This is a genomic window from Leptospira tipperaryensis (assembly GCF_001729245.1).
In the GTDB taxonomy this organism is placed as follows: domain Bacteria; phylum Spirochaetota; class Leptospiria; order Leptospirales; family Leptospiraceae; genus Leptospira; species Leptospira tipperaryensis.
Window position 1 is genome coordinate 3,498,577 of the sequence record NZ_CP015217.1, and the last position, 17,776, is coordinate 3,516,352.

A 17,776-nucleotide genomic window follows, 5' to 3' on the forward strand; every position below is an offset into this window, starting at 1 on the left:
ATACTCATTCATTCTTATTGTTTCTTTGCTCTCATTTTGCAAAGGAGACGATTCCGAAAGATTATCCTTCCTAAAGAACGAACAAAACGGAATGGTCCGTTTTCAGGCATTTACTCACGGAAAAATAGAAACGAAGGAGAATGAAAAGTATTATGATTTCATTCTCAAGCAGACAGAAAACATACAGGGAGTCTTTCAGATCGATTCTACAAATTCGGAATTAAGAATTCGTTTGATTCGAGTGAATTTCCCGTTCGACACAGAGACAGACTGTACAAATACAAATTCAGGAAACACGTATTCCTGCAAAATAGAAATAAAATCTTTAGAAAAAGCAAGTTATCGACTGACAGTTTTTCGAAATTCTAAAACTGAAGAATCAAGTTTTAATCTTTTTGCCGGAATCTTTGGGAACGGTTATGTCCATATCGAATAAAAGTATTCTACTTAAGATTTTCATAATTCTTTTGATATCCTTTGGATCATCCTTTTGTCAGCACGTCCGGGTTCGTCTGAATCAGGATCCTCCGAAAGAATGTCTTTCCGAAAAAGCTGATAAAAAAAAGTGCAAACACGCTTTGGAAGAAAGAGAAAGACTCAATGCGGAACCTTCTCAGATGTATGTAATCCCTCAAGCTTATTACTATTGGGGTTTGAGTCCTAAAAATTATCCGATCGACGCGACCCATTATTGTTCTAACGGAGTCAAGGAGGCGCATCAATATTCTACGTTTTTTGATTCTCTCTATGAGCAATTGACGATAGGAATTTATTCTCCGAGAACTCTCGTTTTGATTTGTTATAACTGAGGATTGAACATGAAAGTTTTCAAAAGAATTTTAATCGCCCCATTCTTACTTTTTGCTCTTGGATGTCACAATACTACTTTGCAAATTTATCCGAATCAAACTCCGATTATGAATCCGACTCATGAGAAACCGGAAATCACTTATACACAAGGCGGTTATCTGGTAGGAATGATTGAAAATTTCAAAACGCCGGAAGTCCATTGTAAGGAAGGAAAACCTCAGATCTTTATTCAGAGAAATCTAATGGATAGTATTCTTCATTGGACGATCGGCGGAATTTATACGAGAAGGACCGTCCAAGTTTTTTGCCAGAAGTAACGATTTCCGAGAGTGATGATATTGATTCTTGGCTGCATAGGTTCGATCTTTCAGGATGAGAAACGATTCGAAAAGAAGAATTCGGTTCGAAGATAAAGAACTTATATTCGATTCTTAAATTGGAAAATTAAAAAAGAAGAATATAGTGAGATTGAGAATTTAGAAAGGTCTTATTTTTTAAGACCGTATCTTGCTTTTACGACGTTGATTTTCTTTTCCATTTCGGCCCAGAGAGTTTCTTTGTTCGGATGAAAGGAAGCAAAAACTCCTTGACGAATCAAATCCACGATCTCGTCCAAAGAAAAATCCAAAAATCTCCAGAGTTTGAAATATTCGTAGGTAAGATTGACGTTGAAAATTTCAGGATCGTCCGTGTTGATGCTGAGAGGAAGTCCCTGATCGTAGTAATAGCGAACCGGGTGATTTTGTTCTTTTCTTACGTATTTTCCGGTGAACACGTTAGACGTCACACAAATCTCGATCGGAATATGTTTTTCCCTGAGATAACGAACGAGTTCAGGATCTTGGATCGCGGAAGTTCCGTGTCCGATTCTTTCGGCTTTGAGAAGTTCCACCGCTTCCCAGATCGCCCACGGTCCGTCGTCTTCTCCGGAGTGAGCGACAACACGAAGTCCAGCTTCTCTTGCCTTTTGAAAAACTCCCTGATAGTCTCTGGCCGGCCCCATAAGCTCCGCGCCTCCGAGTCCGATCCCGATCACTTCCGGATGTCTGATTTTGAGGACTCGATTGAGATTGTTCATCGCATTCTCAGGTCCGAAGGATCGAGAGACGTCGACTAACAGACGTATGGTGATTCCGTCGGTTTCTTTTTCTTCTCGAATTCTATTTACGAGATAGTCGACCATCTCGTCGAAGTCGAGTCCGTTCTGGATGAACTTAGAAGGGGCAAAGAATACTTCGGTATAGACGATATTGTTCGCCCGCATGTATTCCGCGAGACTTCCCACAAAGTAAGAAAAGTCGGCGGGTTCTTTGACAAGCGATTGGATAAAGAAGAATACTTGGATAAATCCGTTGAGATCTTTGAAGTTGAACTTCGCTTCGAATTCTTCGTCGGTTACGCTGATTCCATTCTTCGCCATGAGTTGTTTCATCGTGTCTTTGTTCACGCAGGCTTCGAGATGAAGATGGATTTCCGTTTTTGGAAGTTCGCGGAGGAAGTTGATTACGTCCTGGTCGTCCGGCTTTTCCTTCGAAAGATCGCCGGAGGGAAAAAGTCCCTTGATCGGAACCGGAGTTTCCTGTGGTACCCCGACTGTAGGAACTCCTAAAATCCAAGAAGGCGGATCCAGAACCTCAAGTTCCATAAGTCCGACGCGTTCGTTTAAGAGTTCGTTGATCTGTTTGTCAAAAGAGATCTGGAGAGAAGAAGAATAAGGGCGGTCTGCGGGGAGTCGGGACTTGAGGCGATTGAGTTCGGTTACATCTCGATCGATGATCCGGATTCTTTCTAAGATCTCTCCAAATGTTAGAGCCACTAAGGCAAAATATATTTCCTACCAAAAGATTTCAATTCTGAATTGAGAACGGGGAGTTCCCGCATTTTTTCCTACGTCAAGATTGAATCGCTGGGAGAGGGAGTTCCTACTTTTTTAAATCTTTCTCGGCTCTTCTTGAGTTCTTCGAAAATTTCCGGGGAGTTCCCGCACTTGTTTCGGTTCAAGAATGATGGCCGCCGACAACCGATTTTTCCGTTGAAAAAATAGGAGTTCCTACTTTCACCGAGATCTTTGAGTTTCGATCGACTTTTCCTAAAAACCTGCGGGGGTTCCCGCATTTCTTCCGTCTCCAAAGCGTCGCTCCGATCTTTCTCAACCCGCAAGGGACATGCAGGGCTTGGTCCGCAAGGACCGAGCGGGACTCCGCGAGCCCGGAATGGCCCGGTCCTGCGAATCTTCTGCGCGAACTCCCCTTTGATTCGATGAATCTTTTCTCTTCGCCCTTATCGCGCAGGATGTGGCCGAAAAATTCGCGGGAGTTCCCGCACTTTTCCGAACCTCGAACCAATTTCGAGCTCAGGAAAAATCAAAATCTGCCGAAGTTTAAGAATGCACCGGGGGTTATGTCCGATATGATCACAGCTCGCAAAAGTTTTCTTCCTTTCGCACTTCCTTCCATCTCGGAAAGAGCGATCGAAGAAGTGTCCTCTGTCCTTCGCTCCGGCTGGATTACCTCCGGGCCCAAAGTCAAAGAATTCGAGGAAGAATTTGCCCGTTACACAGGCGCAGACTACGCACTCGCTCTAAACTCGGCGACCGCCGGTCTTCATCTCGCTCTCGAAGCCATCGGGATGAGCCGCGGAGACGCAGCCATATGCCCGGCCGTCACTTTCACTGCGACCGCCGAAGTAATCTGCTACTTCGACGCGGAGCCGATCCTCACCGACGTAGATCCTATCTTCAACCTCATGACTCCCGAAACTCTCCGTGCGACGATCGAAAGAGAATGCACGTATCAAAACGGATCCCTCCTTCATAAAAAAACGGGCAAAACCGTAAGAGCGATTCTTCCGGTTCATCTCGCGGGTGTGATCTGCGACATGGAAGGAATATTAGAGATCGCTAAAGAATATCATCTTTATGTAATAGAAGACGCGGCCCACGCGTTTCCCGCCGTTCACAAAGAACGAAAGATCGGGACCTTGGGAGACTTTACAGTCTTCAGCTTTTACGCGACAAAGGGAATCACAACGGGAGAAGGTGGAATGGTTACGACCAATCATTCCCATTTTGCGGAAAGAATCAAACTTATGCGTCTTCACGGAATCAACCGCGAAACCTACGATCGTCCGGGTTGGTATTACGAAGTGGTTTCTCCCGGCTTCAAATACAACATGACGGACGTCGCCGCGGCTCTGGGAATCGTTCAACTCTCCGAGGCGGACGATCTCTGGAAAAAAAGAATCGAAATCGCGGAGTTATATAAAAAAGAATTTGCTGATCTTCCCTTTCTTCATCTTCCGCTTTCCGCTCCCGACGGGGAACATTCCTGGCATCTCTTTCGAGTGGAAGTCGATCGTGCATCCTCCAAAATCGACAGGGATATCTTCGCTTCTGAATTAAAAAAACGGAATATAGGTTCGAGCCTTCACTTCATTCCTCTTTTCGAACATCCTTTCTACAGCGCTCGTTACGAATATAAAAAAGAACACTTTCCAAATTCGAACGCGATGTATTCCAGATCTCTCTCCCTTCCCCTTTTCCCGGGAATGAAGGAAGAAGACATTCAGGACGTCATCAAAGCGGTCAAAGAAATCTTTAACGGTATCTAATCCAGATACCGATTGATTTCCAAAGAAAGTTCATCGGGCCTCTCCATGTGGATCGCGTGTTTTGCGCCCGGTATAAATACGAGTTTACTCTTTTTTAAGTAAGAATGGAGTTTCTTAGTCATAGATGCGTCCGTGATCGGATCTTCTTTTCCTGATACGATCAAAGCCGGAATTTTGATCTCTCCTAATTTTTTTCCCAAGAAAATTTCCTCTTCCCTCTCCAAAGTGTTGATCGTCAAAAACTGATTCGGAAGTTCGTTCCAGGATTGTATCAACGCCCTTCTTGCGATTCTTCCGGGCAACTCCGGGGTTTCGTAATAAAGAGCCTCTATGAGTTTCAGCATATCTTCTTCCGTCTTTGGAAACAATAGTTCTTTCATCTCATCCCTCTTCGGATGAGGAATCCCTCCGGGCGCGATCAAAACTAATTTGGAAATTCTTTTCTCCCTGTCTCTTAGCGCGATATGCATCGCGATCAAAGCCCCCATCGAATGACCGCCTAACACCAAATTCTTGAGATCCAACTTACGAATCGCCTCGTAGATCAGATCTCCGAATACATCCACTTGATAGAGATACTTTAGATCGGGTAGTTTACTCTTTCCAAAACCTGGAATATCAGGAATGAGAATTCGATAGTCTTGTCGAATTTTCGGCGCGAGCCTTCGTAACCCCGTCGCGGAATCCAAAAGTCCGTGAATCAAAAGAATCGTTTTCTCTTTCTCGGGATTCTTTTCTAAAAAACAAACGGAGTTCCCACCGGTCTCCACTTCGAGCTCCTGAAAGCCGAGGAGCTCCTTCATGTATTTTCTTTTTTTCCAATTGTAATAAGTGAGAAAGAAACTAAATAATGATTTCATAAAAACCGATTCTTAATTTTAGAATTGTCCTTCGACTCCATTTGATCCGATAATTTCAATCTTATCCTATCAAATGAATTACTTGGACGACATTTAGAACAAAAATTCCATTCTCTTCCCCGTTGTAAATCCTTCCGTCGACGGGAATCGGGAATTAGTTCTTGCAAAGAATCAGAATCGACCGAAATTCAATTTAGATTCGGAAGATACAAAAGTGTTTTGAGCTTTTGTGTTCGAACTCGAAGGTCTCACACCTATTGAACTGGAATCAGAATGCCTGAATCTTTACTCTCCGTTCTCCATTCTTTCTTTTACCCTGTGAGAGAAGGAATCCTCGCTTTGGATACGGAGACCGAAACCATTCTCTATCTCAATCCGGCTCTGGAAAGGCTCTTAAATTATTCAGTAGAAGAACTCAAAGGTAAACCCTTGGACTTTATCTTACCGAGCCCCACTCAACCCCGCGAAACCCTCACGATCAAAAGAAACGAACCTCTCAAGGTCTACTGGCAACTCCGGGATAAAAACGGAGAAAGAAAGTTAGTCAACTTTACCGTCAATACTTCCAATTTTCTGGGCAAAGACGTTTTTATATTCTACTTTACCGATCGTTCCGAAATTCAACAGACTGAACTCCGTCTCTACTATATGCAAAGTGTCTTAAGAACTCTCAGGCTTCTAAGACAAAACCTACGTTATCTGACATCGGAAAGCTCCGTCTTTCAAAAACTCTGCGATACCTTAAAGGAAAATCCCCACTACTTCTTAGTTTGGGCTTTCTTTTTCAAAGACGGGGAACTTCAAGTCCTCGGACAAAAAGATCTCAATCAAGATCTCAAACAAAAGATTCATTCGATTATCACTTCCAATTCTCCCTTGCCGATGAGAAACCTCATCGATTCTCAGGATAATTTTATCATCCACGAATTCGGAAACGGTAAATATCCCGAATGGGAATCGATCTTTGCGGATCATAAGTTTCGAAGAAGTCTTGCGATCGGGATCCGGGACAAAGAAAAACTTTTAGGCGGAATTGAAATTCTTTCCTTGGAAGGAATGGCCTTCGATTCGGGCGAGAATTTTCTCTACGAAGAAATCATTTCCGACGTTCATACTTCTCTTCAAAACGCTAAAACAGAAAGAACCCGGATCGAAAACTCCAAAAAACTTCAGTTCCAAGGCGCACTGTTAAATTCGATCGAGGTTCCTCTCATTTCCACGGACGACGAAGGTTATATCACCTACGGAAATAGAAGTTTAGAAAGAATATTAGGAGTTTATAAAGAAGATTTTATAGATCTCCACATCGGAGAATTTTTAAACCTGAGTCCCGAGGTCATCGATCGTTTTTCCAAGGAAGAATTCAGAACCGAAATCAAGATGAAAATTTTTCCGGACATCGAAGCTCCTATGCTTCTTGCGTCTTCTCGGATTCGAGACGAATACGGTAACTCGATCGGAACCATTCTTCTTTTATTGGATATTTCGGAACAAAAGAAAAACGAAGAACTCATTCGTTCCTCCGAAATCAAACTTCGAAATCTTTTCTCGGCGATGAACAACGGGATCGTGATCTTGACTCCGAATGGAATTATTTTGGAAGTCGCGCCGATTCTTAAATTTCTTCTTTTCCAAATTTTAAACGTAAATCCTGGAGAGGACTTCTTTTCTCTTTTTGTCAAAAACGTTTCGGACGAACTCAAAAAAGGAATCGAAAGTTGCCTTTCTTCTCAGAGGGCCGTCTTCTTGGATCTTCCGATTCAATTCATCGCCGGAGAAGAGAATTTCTTTTCCATCAAAATTCTTCCTCTTAAAAAATACAGAGACGACGGAGAGGCGGTTATGCTCATCTTCTCCGATGTGACACAAACAAAACTTTTAGACAAACAACTCTATGAAACCGCACGTTTTGCTTCCATCGGAGAACTTGCCGCGGGGATCGCGCACGAAGTAAACAACCCTCTTCAAGCGAGCCTTCTTTATCTCGAAGACCTCATCGAAGCGGAAGAATCCGATTCCGCGGAACGACTCAAGATCTACAAACGAATCGAAGCCGCGAGCATTCGAATTCGAGACCTCATTAAGTCTCTCTTGGATTTGGGAAGAACCGTCGCGAGAGAAAAAGAATTAATTTCTCCTTATTACATTCTTCTTAGAGCCTGTGAGTTGATTGAAGTCTCCTGCAAAAAAAACGGAATCGAATTAAAACGAATCGCGAGTCCCGATCTTCCCAAAATTCGAGTCGCTTGGCAAGAAATCGAGCAAGTCCTGATCAATTGTTTGGTGAATGCGATCAATGCAATTTCCGAAATGGAAAATAAACCCGCCAATCCGAAAATTACGATTACGGCGCGCAAAGAATTTCATTTGAATCGGGACGGAATTCTCTTTATGATTTCGGATAACGGGCCCGGGATGAGTAAAGAAGTTCTTGATAAAGCCTTCCTCCCCCTCTTTACTACGAGAAGAGGCAAACAAGGAACGGGCTTAGGGCTCGCTATTTCTCAAAGGATTATTTCCGAACACAATGGGACCATATCGCTGGAATCCTCTCCCGAAAACGGAACTAGGGTTTTGATTCGCCTTCCCATATAGAAAGGATTTTTTGGTAAATTGAGGATCTCCTTAGAGGTAAGAATCTAAGTCCGATGGAATCTAAGTATACATCAGTACTCGTTATAGACGACGAATCGGAAATCCGAACGGTTCTTGAAAGAGTCATCTCCAGAGAAGGCTATCACGTATTTCTCGCAAAAGACTACGACTCCGCAATCGATATTATTCGCAGCCAAGACATAGACGTCGTAATTTCCGATATCGTAATGAACGGAAAAAACGGAATCGAAGTCGCAAAAGAAATTCGAAAAATCAACGAGAACATTCCCGTCATTCTAATGACCGGAAATCCGGATCTCACTACCGCTGAAGAAGCCGTAAGAAATCGCGCCTTCGATTACATTTCCAAACCCATCCGAAGAACTAATATTTTGGAAGTTTTGGAAAAAGCCAGAATTGAAAAGGAATCCAGAGACAAACATACCGAATCTTTGATCCAGTCCACTACCGAAAACACAAAGCTGGCTCAACGGGCGAAAGATCTCTATTTACAAAATTATAATATTCTTAACGCGACCAGCGATTGTGTGATCACCCTCAATCAAGACCTAAAATTCTCCAGCCTAAATCAAGCCGCGTTAAACGCATTCGGTTATCGCGAAGAAGAGATTGTAGGCAAACACATCAGCATCCTGATTCCACCCGGTAAAGAAAGCCTTTATATGGAAAAGGTGGCATTGCTCTTAAAACGAAAGGGCAAAAAACAAATCGCGAGAATCAGCCATTCCGATCTCAAAAGTAATAGCGGCGAAGTAAGAACCTACGACATCTCGGTCTGTTATTACGAAGTGGAAGGCCAGACGTATTATACGGGAATTGCAAGGGACATTACGAATAAACTTTTGATTTCGGAAAAATTGATCGATGCGGAAAGAAGAGCTTTTCTTTCTACGCTCGCTTCCAGTATTGGACACGAAATCAATAATTCTCTCACCGCAATCCAGGGCCATATTGAAATCGCCAAACTGCCCGACTCTACGGATACAATTCGGCAAAAGGCGATCCAGATCACCTGGGGACAGTTGATTAAATTAAAAACTCTTACCAACAACCTACTTCAACTCGGTAAGCCGGGCGAGAGTTTGAAAAAACATTCGGAACCGATCAATCTAAACGAATCCGTGGAAAGCGTAATAGACGTATTCCAAAAAACGTCTCGTTTAAAAAACTGTCAGATCCATTTTAGACCGGAACCTACCCGAGTTCTGGTAGAATCAAATCAGGATCAACTTTCATTATTATTGTCTAATATCATGTTGAATTCTGCGGACGCCACCGGCAATCGCGGAAATATTACAATTTCAGTACATATCAGAAATCATCATCCGGTCGTTACGATCTTAGATGACGGAATCGGAATGAACGAAGAAGTGATTCAGAAAATTTATCAACCTTACTTTACAACAAAAGGAATCGGAAAAGGAACCGGCTTAGGAATGTTCGTAGCAAAAGAAATCGCGGATCAATATGGAATCAGAATCGAAATCGAATCGGAACCCAACTCGGGAACCGAATTTCGTCTGGTCTTCCCGGACAAGGTATAATAAAAATCATGAACGCTTCCGTTTCTCTGACAGATAGAGAGCTTAAATTTTTAGAACTCCCCGGAAAACTTCCGCAAAAAATCACTCCGATCACCTTAGAAGCTTCGGAAAGAAAATACTTTCGAGTAGAATATTCGGATCAAACTCTGATCCTTTGTAAGGACGTTGGATTTCAGCACGACTTTGTTGAAATCGCGGATTTTTTAAGCCATCACCATTTCATAGTGCCCGAGATATTAAAAAAAGATCTCATTCATTATCTGATCCTAATGACGGACGGAGGAGTAAAAGACCTTACCTCGATTGCGGACGACGTAGAATACAGAGGCTGGCTCGTAAAATCGATAGAGATTCTAATAAAACTTCAAAAGACGGATCCGATGCCTCCTGTGAGTTCTCGGGAATTCGACGTTGAAAAGTTTCATTTCGAAAGTGAATTCACATATTTTAATTATCTAAAGTTCCAAAAACAATTCCAGCTTCAGACCCAACTGAGAAGCGAAGTAAAAATTTTTATGGAAGAATGTTCAGCCTACTTGGCCGAATATCCGGTGAAAGTTTTTTGTCACAGAGATTTCCACGGACGTAATCTTTTGATCAACTCGGAAAATGAAATTTGTATGATCGATTTTCAAGATGCAAGAATGGGAACTCCTTACTACGACCTCGCGAGTATTCTCTACGACGCGTATCGACCGATTCCATTTTCGATGAGACAGGGACTTTATCAGCTTTTTGTAAAGTTAGGAGAGCAGACTCATCCTCGTTCCAAAGAATGTTATTATCTTCAGTGTCTTCAGCGTTCTTACAAGGCCCTAGGTTCTTATTTTTATTTGGTCGCCGACAAAAAGATGGATAAATACAGAGAGAGCGTCCTGAGTTGTTTGGACAATCTGATGGAAATCGTACAGGCGGGTTTGTTTCCGGATCAGCTTTTTGTTTTCTTTCATCTTCTCAAAGAAGAACTTTTGTCCAATTATCCTTTTATCAAAAATAAATAAGCGGAAACTTTTTTGAAATTTTTCATACCAGCCGCCGGATTCGGAACCAGGATGAAGGAACTTACCCAAAATCTTCCGAAACCGTTGCTTCCGGTTTTTAAAATTCCGCTTATCTATTACGCTCTCTTTCAAGCCTGGAATCAAAACGCGGAAGGCGCCGTGATCAACCTTCACTACCATGGAGAAAAGATTCGGAAGGCGTTGGAAAAATTTTCTCTTTTCCCTTTAAGTTTCTCGGAAGAAAAAAAAGAAATCTTAGGAACCGCCGGAGGAATTCGCACCGGTTTGGAAAGAGCCGGTTGGATGGGGGAAACGATCGGAATCATCAATCCGGACTTTCTTTATTTTCCGGAAAAAGGATTTCATCTTCCAACAACGATGGAGAATGAAGATTGCCTTCTTTACTTACTTCCTCAATTACAATCCGCAGGTTATACCGGACTCAGCTTAAAAGAAGGAAAGGTTCAATTCGGCCAAGGAGATCTTTTTTACGTTGGAATCTCGACGTTCAACAGTTCTGTTTTAAAGAATATGGCTCCCGATACGTTCGCCGATCTTTCCCTTACTTTTAAGGAATTATCCGAAAAACAAAGATTAGGCGGAAGATTGTTTCCGGGAAAAGCCTTGGATTTGGGAGAAAAAGAATATTATCTTTCTCTAAAGGATCAAGACTTTTCCTCAAAGTTGGATTCTCGTTGGAAAGAGTTTTTAGACCGTTGTAATCTGCCGTAGTCAGAGATAAGAAGAAAGACACCAGGCACAGATTCCGTTTCCGACACGAATCGGCTCCGGAACATTTTTTAGAAGAATGTCTTTCGGAATTTCAGAAAAGAAAATTCGATCATCCACGGTTCTTCCGCAATAACTGCAATGACTCGTCTTCCAAGGCAATTCGGCTTCTTCGTGGATTTCTTTCGGGAATGGAAGAATCTCTTCGTCGTTGAGAATCTTTTTGCGGATACTTCTATACTCCTCTCCGAAAGGAACCTCGAGGCGGGAAGTTTGTATATCAGGGCCCGAACCGATTCTCAAAAGTTCCGGTTTCAATCCTGTTTCTCTGAGCATTAAAATGGAAAGCGCGAGCCCGATATCTCTGCCTTCCGAATCTTCGGGATAGTGATTGTAGTATTCCATCAAATTCTTAAATTCCATCGCTACCGAGAGATATTTTCTCAGGCGTTCTTCCAGAAAAGGAATCATTTTAGAATTATGTAATACTTCCGCAGCCAGGCCTGTATCGTTATGATAAATTGTGACTTTTAAAAAAAGTCCTTTTTCTTTTAGAGATTCTCGAACCGTTTTGGAATCGAATGTATTTAAGAATTTTCTAAATTCTTCTTCGCTGGAATCATACTCGTTTTGATCCGTCGGATTGAGTCCTCTTTCGGAAGAGAAAACTTCTCTGAGATTGGACATCGCCGATCTCAAGAGCATTTCTTGAATCACGGAATAGACGACCGGAGTAAGATCGTTTTTGTTATAATTTTCGAGACAGAGTTTGAGGAACTTCTCAAGATTCAGACGAAAACAATCGTTGAGAATATAACCGGTGAGTTCAATTCTTTTGCCGGCCTCGATCGCTCTGAGGAGGCGGGTCCATCTTTTAAATTCTTGATCCATTCCGCTTTCGAAAAAAATTCCTTCGAAAACCTATCCGAGTTTTTAGAGAAAGAAAACCTATTTTTAGATGGGATGAGAAAAAGAAATCAAGAAGGTTTATTCGGATTTTAAGAAGAATCTTTCGAGAAATCTTTTATAAACTCAAGGTAGGCATTCCAAAAAAGTATGCCAACCCCAATCTTAAGAATGAGTAGTTTCCCAAGACCGGGATTGGCAAAATTTGGAGATCCGTAAGTTGCAAACAGTAATAAGGACGAAGTTGAGATCCGAATCCTTGCGAGGATCTCGGATCTTGTGGTTTTAAAGTAGGAACTCCCAGGAAGGAGAAAAGCTTTGTAATCGAAAGTTGTGCGGGAACTCCGCTTCTTTCTCGGTTTTCAGCGGGCCGTTTTTGTGATCCGGAACTTGAGTGCGGGAACTCCCCGTTTTTTTCCGAAAAGTCCCGTGTTTCAGACGAAAACTTGAATGTCCCAACGGACAGAAACTGATTCTTCTCTCCTTTTCCCAGGAATTTCCGAAGAGATGCAAATCCCTCTCTAAGACATTTCCTAGGAAATGTAGTATTGAAAATTGCAAACGCAATTAGCTCTGAATTGTAGGACATATTTCCCCCGTAAGGACAAAACTAGAAAACGAGACTAGTTAAGCGAGAACGGGCGGAGGTAAATTCAGCAGGTTTAGAGTTTGGATGTTACAGAAGTGGAATTGGAACCTATCCTGGAGGGAGGTTATCTTGCCCTTGAATACGAATAGAATATTTTTATGGGTAAGAGACAGAAAGCTAAAAAGGAATTCAGATTCCTCTTCCAGCTGAACTAACTCTTTATATTCGGATTCAATCCCGTCTATTGTTTGTTTTTGGGTAGGCAACTTCCCAGGAAGATTGCTAGAAGAAGCAACAGAAAATAATAGAAACAAAAACGCCAGCGCACAGGCGGTTAGAGGAAAACCAATTTTGCTTCTTTGCCTCTTCATAACCTCATCGAGTTCTAAATTTTAAAAAGTGTCAAGCAGGAAATAAAAATTCAATAAAAAGATCCGAAACGGTTTGATAACAAATAAAACTAGCACAATGGGATTAGGGAAAACTCATTAGTTTCCGAGAATTCTTTTCCGAAGAAGCTCCCCTTCTTTTTCAAAACCTTCTTTGTTGAGAAGAGCAAACATATTCTTCTTATAGGCTTCAACTCCCGGTTGATCAAAAGGATTCACTCCGAGAGAATATCCTGAAATTGCACAAGAATATTCAAAAAAATACATAACTTCTCCCAGGGATTCGGGAGAGATATCCGGGAAAATCAATTCCAAGCAAGGAACTCCGCCGTCCGCGTGCGCGAGAAGAGTTCCCAATCGAGCCTGTTCGTTGACGTGTTCGATCGTATTTCCGGTAAGAAAATTCAAAGAATCTAAATTTTCCTTTGTTGCCGCGAGAGTCAGATCGGAATGAATCGCGGCCGGACTCAAAACCGTCTCAAATAAGATTCGTTTTCCCTCTTGTACATACTGACCTAAAGAATGAAGATCGGTTGTAAAGTCCATGGATGCCGGAAAAATCCCTTTGTTTTCCTTTCCCTCGCTTTCTCCAAATAACTGTTTCCACCATTCCGAAAGATAACGCAAGGAAGGATTAAAATTTGCTAATATTTCTACGGATCTCCCAGAGGACAAAAAATAATTTCTAAGCGCGGCGTAATGGGTAGCCGGGTTTTTAAACGGGTCCGTCTCAGAATGTAAACTTCCCAAAATATTCTTAAATCCTAATATAAACTTTCGTATCGGAATTCCAGCGACGGCAAGTGGAAACAATCCGACGGGAGTAAGAACTGAATATCTTCCTCCTACGGAATCCGGAATCGCAAAAGTATCAAAACCTTCCGCATCCGCAAAAGTTTTGAGAGCACCTTTGCTGGAATCCGTGGTGGCGACCACTCTCGCTGCCGCATCTTTTCCGTATTTTTTTACGAGGAGATCCCAGAAAAGTCGAAACGCAATCGCGGGTTCCGTAGTCGTTCCCGATTTAGAAATTACATTGATGGAAAAATCTCTGTCTCTCAGATAATCGAGCAACTCCGAAAGATATCTCGATTCTAGATGATGTCCGGCAAAGATTACTTCCGGATTTCCTTTTTTGGGAGAACGAAAAAAAGGAAGACTTGCTTCCAAGACGGCGCGAGATCCGAGATACGATCCTCCGATTCCGATAACGACTACAACTTCGGAAGAAGCCCGGATTCTTTCCGCGGTCTGGATAATTCTTTCTATCTCCGAATTTTGAATTTCGTTCGGAAGATTCAACCAACCCAAAAACTCGTTTCCTTTTCCTTGAAAAGAATGCAACGTCTTTCTCGCGGACTCGGCTCCTTTTAAAAAGGTTTCGAATTCTTGAGAATGAATAAACGTGGAAGCGAATCTTGTTTCTAATCGGATCATAATGAATTACAAAATCTCTTTTTTATCTTACATCTCGGATTTGTTTCGTTCGATTCCGAGATTCTAAAATTTATATCGGTTCTTGTTGTCGAATCGCAACTTACGATTTGAATTCTTTATCCAAAAACCATCCAAAAAAGGGACGCTTGAACAGTTTAGAAAAATGAAAATGCCGGGCAAGAAAAAAGCAAATCGAAAGAGAGGATAAAAATGCAGAGAAAGATTGACGAGAAAGGAAGTGTAATACAATCTTTCCGGGATTTTTAAAAGAAACAACCCGCAATGGATAAAGAAGAACTCACAAAAATTCTCAAAGAAGAATTTTCATCATCCCCGGAAGAAGAACCGATACGATTCTTCTCCGCCCCCGGAAGAATCAACCTCATCGGAGAACACGTCGATTATGCGGGTGGAATCGTTCTTCCGGCTGCGATCGACGTCTCCATTCGAATCGCGATTCGTAAAAATCGAGGCTCCTTTTTTAGAATCGTTTCCGCGGAATCAGGAGAAAAGATCGAAGCAAAGATCATCGTCTACAATTCAAAAAGCTCCTGGATCAACTATGTCTTTGGAGTCATTGAAGAATTCAGAAAACTCGGATTTGAAGCGGATCCTTTTGATATGGTCGTCTGGGGAAATATTCCGCAAGGCGCGGGCTTATCTTCTTCGGCGGCTTTTGAAGTCGCGGTCGCCTACTCACTTTCTGAAATTCAATCCTGGAAAATTCGAAGAGAAGAAATCGCTCTTTTAGGCCAAAGGGCAGAGAATCAATTCGTCGGTGTGAACTGCGGAATTATGGATCAGTTCATTATCTCCACGGGAAAAGAAGGCTTTTGTATCGCACTGGATACGGAAACTCTAAAATACGAATATCATGAAATGCACTTGGATGATTTCGAATTCTATCTTATCGACTCGAAAGTAAAACATTCCTTAAAAGACAGCGCTTATAACGAAAGAAGAATGGAAGTCGAATCCGCATTCTCTAAGATCAAAAAAGGAAAACCGTTTCTAAAAAATCTCTACGAAGCGGAGTTGGATGATTTAGAAAACGAATCCTTCGGGCTGAATCCGATCGAGAAAAAAAGAGCGAAACATATTATTACGGAAAGATTGAGAACCACAAAGGTAATCGAGAATTTAAAGAATGGAAACGCTAAGATCGTCGGAGAAATTCTTTTTGAATGTCACAATTCTCTCTCTAAAGATTACGAAGTCTCGTGTGAAGAATCGGATTTTATAGTCGAACACTTAAGGAAAGAAGACGTTTTAGGGGCGAGAATGATCGGCGGCGGTTTTGGCGGTTGCGTTTTGATACTGGACAAAAAAGGTAGAAGAGATATACTGTTTGAAAAAATAAAAGCGCTCTATTGGAAAGAATTTAAGAACGAACCCAAACTCTACACTTTCCGAATTTCAGACGGCGTCAAAGAATTCTAAATAAAGAATTTCAGTGAAACTGAGGGAGAAACGAGATGGGAGCAGATGATTCTCTTAACCTCGACGGCGAGGAGATGGATTTTTCAATCAATGAATTGACCGTAAATCTTCAAAAAGAAGAGATCCCGGAAAATTTCCCGAAAGACGGAGTCGCTTTGAAGATCAGCGGAGAAATCAATCTTTATTCCGCTCACGCACTCAAGGAAAAAATTTTCGATCTGATCGACAAAGGTTTTATTTATATTTTTGTGAATATGGAGAATATTCGTTATATAGATTCTTCCGGTCTCGCCGTTTTTATGAGCACTCATGCAAAACTTGTAAAGAATGGAAAGGGAGGAATCGCAATGTTCTCTCCTTCTTCTCAAGTGAATAAAATCTTAGAATTGACGAAGTTAAAATCTCTGATTCGAGTCACTGGAACCCTCAAGGATGCTCTGAACATCCTCCTCAATTGATTATCTATAGAATGAACAAAAAGAAAACAGAATATTCAAAATATTTAAATAAATTACTCAGCTGCAATAAATGTCCTAAAATGGAAGGAAGACCGGTTCACGGCTGTGTTCCCTCTACAAAGATCATCAGCATCGGCCAAGCCCCTGGAATTCACGAAGAAAAATTCGGGAAACCGTTTTCTTACACCGCCGGAAAAACCCTTTTCGGTTGGTTTCAGAAAATCGGAATCGAAGAAGAAGTTTTTCGAAAGCAAGTAAATATGTCGGCGGTCTGTCGATGTTTTCCGGGAAAAGCGAAGAGCGGAGATAGAAAACCTAATCCCGAAGAAGTTCTGAACTGCTCCGAATTTTTAGAGTTCGAAGTCCTTTTTCACAAACCTCAGTTGATCATTCCTATCGGGAAACTTGCTATCGATCAGCTTTTCGAGAATCGCAACTACAAGTTGGAGGACGTGATCGGGGGAAGGTTTTCGCGGGAACTCTATGGGGTACGGGTGGATTGGATCCCTCTGCCGCATCCGTCTGGGCTGAACGTTTGGAATCACACGGAAACCGGTAAGAAACTGATTCAAAAAGCGTTAGATCTTCTGAAAAAACATCCCGTCATAAAGCAAGAATTTGGTTTGTGAAGACAAATTTGCGGGAACTCTCCAATTTTCCTCTATAAAACAACCAAATCAGACCATACCAGATTTCACAAATTTACATTTCTATAAATATGAAAGATTAATGTTTAGTTTTCGATTTAGAGGTAAAATTTTTGAGCGACAAATTTAAAATCCATATTTAAAAAATAAATAATTTCTAAAATCGATTTTAAATTTTTGATTCTTTATAGTAATTACTTAAAAACTAATCAATAGCTTCAGGCGGAATCTCATTCAAGATTTGAGCCATTCTTTGTGAGAATTCTTCTTTAAAATCTATCATCCAAACCAAAATCAACTTCTGATTATTCCTTGATTGCGAACGATTCCGAATAATAAAACTTCCCTGTTCTTCCGAAAGTTCCCAATTCAAAAGAAGATGATATAAATAACAATTCGAGATACCATGAGATCGAGAAAGGATCGTCAACTCTTCCCAGTAAAGCGGATAAATTCTTACATTAAATTTTATCAGGACGTTTCCTCTATCCTGATAAAGAGATGTTGCCGTTTTTCTATGGATTCTCTTGCTTTTAAGAATTCTATTTTTATATTTTTTTAAAAGATATTCTAAATTCTTCCCAATTCTTTTTTGATTCTCTCTGGTAAGTCTCTTATATAAGAGATTTGGAACTAAGAAAGAACAGGTAATCTTCGACTTATCGAAATGCGAAGACAATACGCCATTTTTAATTTTGCTATTTCCCATAACTCTTACGGTTCTCAGGAAATGAATCTCAG

At 41.4% G+C, this 17,776-nt stretch carries 17 protein-coding genes; 11 read left to right on the forward strand and 6 right to left on the reverse strand.

The window, feature by feature from the left end:
* The first annotated feature begins 91 nt into the window (after positions 1 to 91).
* From A0128_RS16490 to A0128_RS16500, 3 genes are read left to right on the forward strand one after another with little or no spacing between them, the layout of a single operon-like run.
* Positions 92 to 436, forward strand: coding sequence for an LIC_10463 family lipoprotein (locus tag A0128_RS16490; RefSeq protein WP_245667167.1), 345 nt, complete (start codon positions 92 to 94; stop codon positions 434 to 436).
* Positions 420 to 809, forward strand: coding sequence for a Bor/Iss family lipoprotein (locus tag A0128_RS16495; RefSeq protein WP_069608508.1), 390 nt, complete (start codon positions 420 to 422; stop codon positions 807 to 809). The genes A0128_RS16490 and A0128_RS16495 overlap by 17 nt, the downstream gene beginning before the upstream one ends.
* A 9-nt stretch (positions 810 to 818) precedes the next feature.
* The gene (locus A0128_RS16500; RefSeq protein ID WP_069608509.1) at positions 819 to 1,127 is read left to right on the forward strand and encodes an LA_3781 family PerA/PerB upregulated protein; all 309 of its coding nucleotides are present in this window, start codon (positions 819 to 821) and stop codon (positions 1,125 to 1,127) included.
* Positions 1,128 to 1,297: 170 nt separating this feature from the next.
* Here the strand turns inward: A0128_RS16500 and add are convergent, their stop codons facing one another.
* Entirely contained in the window at positions 1,298 to 2,626 is a 1,329-nt protein-coding gene (gene add / locus A0128_RS16505; RefSeq protein WP_069608510.1) for an adenosine deaminase, read from the reverse strand.
* Between the two features lie 584 nt (positions 2,627 to 3,210).
* Between add and A0128_RS16515 the strand changes: the two genes are divergently transcribed.
* Complete coding sequence (locus tag A0128_RS16515; protein ID WP_173662797.1) at positions 3,211 to 4,419, forward strand: DegT/DnrJ/EryC1/StrS family aminotransferase; 1,209 nt, start codon at positions 3,211 to 3,213, stop codon at positions 4,417 to 4,419.
* Here the strand turns inward: A0128_RS16515 and A0128_RS16520 are convergent.
* Entirely contained in the window at positions 4,416 to 5,222 is an 807-nt protein-coding gene (locus A0128_RS16520) for an alpha/beta fold hydrolase (protein WP_245667254.1), read from the reverse strand. The genes A0128_RS16515 and A0128_RS16520 overlap by 4 nt on opposite strands.
* Positions 5,223 to 5,552: 330 nt before the next feature.
* On the opposite strand from A0128_RS16520, the gene A0128_RS16525 reads away from it, so the two are divergent.
* Genes A0128_RS16525 through A0128_RS16540 form a run of 4 tightly spaced genes read left to right on the forward strand, consistent with a single transcriptional unit; the run spans position 5,553 to position 11,172 of the window.
* On the forward strand, positions 5,553 to 7,874 hold the full coding sequence (locus A0128_RS16525) for an ATP-binding protein (RefSeq protein WP_069608513.1): 2,322 nt from the start codon (positions 5,553 to 5,555) through the stop codon (positions 7,872 to 7,874).
* Between the two features lie 53 nt (positions 7,875 to 7,927).
* Entirely contained in the window at positions 7,928 to 9,439 is a 1,512-nt protein-coding gene (locus tag A0128_RS16530; protein WP_069608514.1) for a hybrid sensor histidine kinase/response regulator, read from the forward strand.
* Positions 9,440 to 9,447: 8 nt separating this feature from the next.
* A complete protein-coding gene (locus tag A0128_RS16535) occupies positions 9,448 to 10,440 on the forward strand; it encodes an aminoglycoside phosphotransferase family protein (RefSeq protein ID WP_069608515.1) in 993 nt (330 codons plus the stop codon).
* 12 nt (positions 10,441 to 10,452) lie between these two features.
* On the forward strand, positions 10,453 to 11,172 hold the full coding sequence (locus tag A0128_RS16540) for a sugar phosphate nucleotidyltransferase (protein ID WP_069608516.1): 720 nt from the start codon (positions 10,453 to 10,455) through the stop codon (positions 11,170 to 11,172).
* Here the strand turns inward: A0128_RS16540 and A0128_RS16545 are convergent, their stop codons facing one another.
* The 3 genes from A0128_RS16545 to A0128_RS16560 form a co-directional block, all read right to left on the reverse strand.
* On the reverse strand, positions 11,173 to 12,060 hold the full coding sequence (locus A0128_RS16545; protein ID WP_069608517.1) for a hypothetical protein: 888 nt from the start codon (positions 12,058 to 12,060) through the stop codon (positions 11,173 to 11,175). It lies immediately after the preceding gene.
* A gap of 642 nt (positions 12,061 to 12,702) precedes the next feature.
* Complete coding sequence (locus A0128_RS16555) at positions 12,703 to 13,035, reverse strand: hypothetical protein (RefSeq protein ID WP_069608519.1); 333 nt, start codon at positions 13,033 to 13,035, stop codon at positions 12,703 to 12,705.
* Between the two features lie 117 nt (positions 13,036 to 13,152).
* A complete protein-coding gene (locus A0128_RS16560) occupies positions 13,153 to 14,490 on the reverse strand; it encodes a glucose-6-phosphate isomerase (RefSeq protein ID WP_069608520.1) in 1,338 nt (445 codons plus the stop codon).
* A gap of 282 nt (positions 14,491 to 14,772) precedes the next feature.
* Between A0128_RS16560 and galK the strand changes: the two genes are divergently transcribed.
* Genes galK through A0128_RS16580 form a run of 3 tightly spaced genes read left to right on the forward strand, consistent with a single transcriptional unit; the run spans position 14,773 to position 17,017 of the window.
* Complete coding sequence (gene galK, locus A0128_RS16570; protein ID WP_069608522.1) at positions 14,773 to 15,930, forward strand: galactokinase; 1,158 nt, start codon at positions 14,773 to 14,775, stop codon at positions 15,928 to 15,930.
* A 35-nt stretch (positions 15,931 to 15,965) separates the two neighbouring features.
* Complete coding sequence (locus tag A0128_RS16575) at positions 15,966 to 16,388, forward strand: STAS domain-containing protein (RefSeq protein ID WP_069608523.1); 423 nt, start codon at positions 15,966 to 15,968, stop codon at positions 16,386 to 16,388.
* An 11-nt stretch (positions 16,389 to 16,399) separates the two neighbouring features.
* Positions 16,400 to 17,017, forward strand: a complete 618-nt coding sequence (locus A0128_RS16580; RefSeq protein WP_069609359.1) for a uracil-DNA glycosylase family protein — start codon at positions 16,400 to 16,402, stop codon at positions 17,015 to 17,017.
* Between the two features lie 223 nt (positions 17,018 to 17,240).
* Here the strand turns inward: A0128_RS16580 and A0128_RS22570 are convergent, their stop codons facing one another.
* A complete protein-coding gene (locus tag A0128_RS22570; protein ID WP_069608524.1) occupies positions 17,241 to 17,744 on the reverse strand; it encodes a DUF1564 family protein in 504 nt (167 codons plus the stop codon).
* Positions 17,745 to 17,776: the final 32 nt, after the last annotated feature.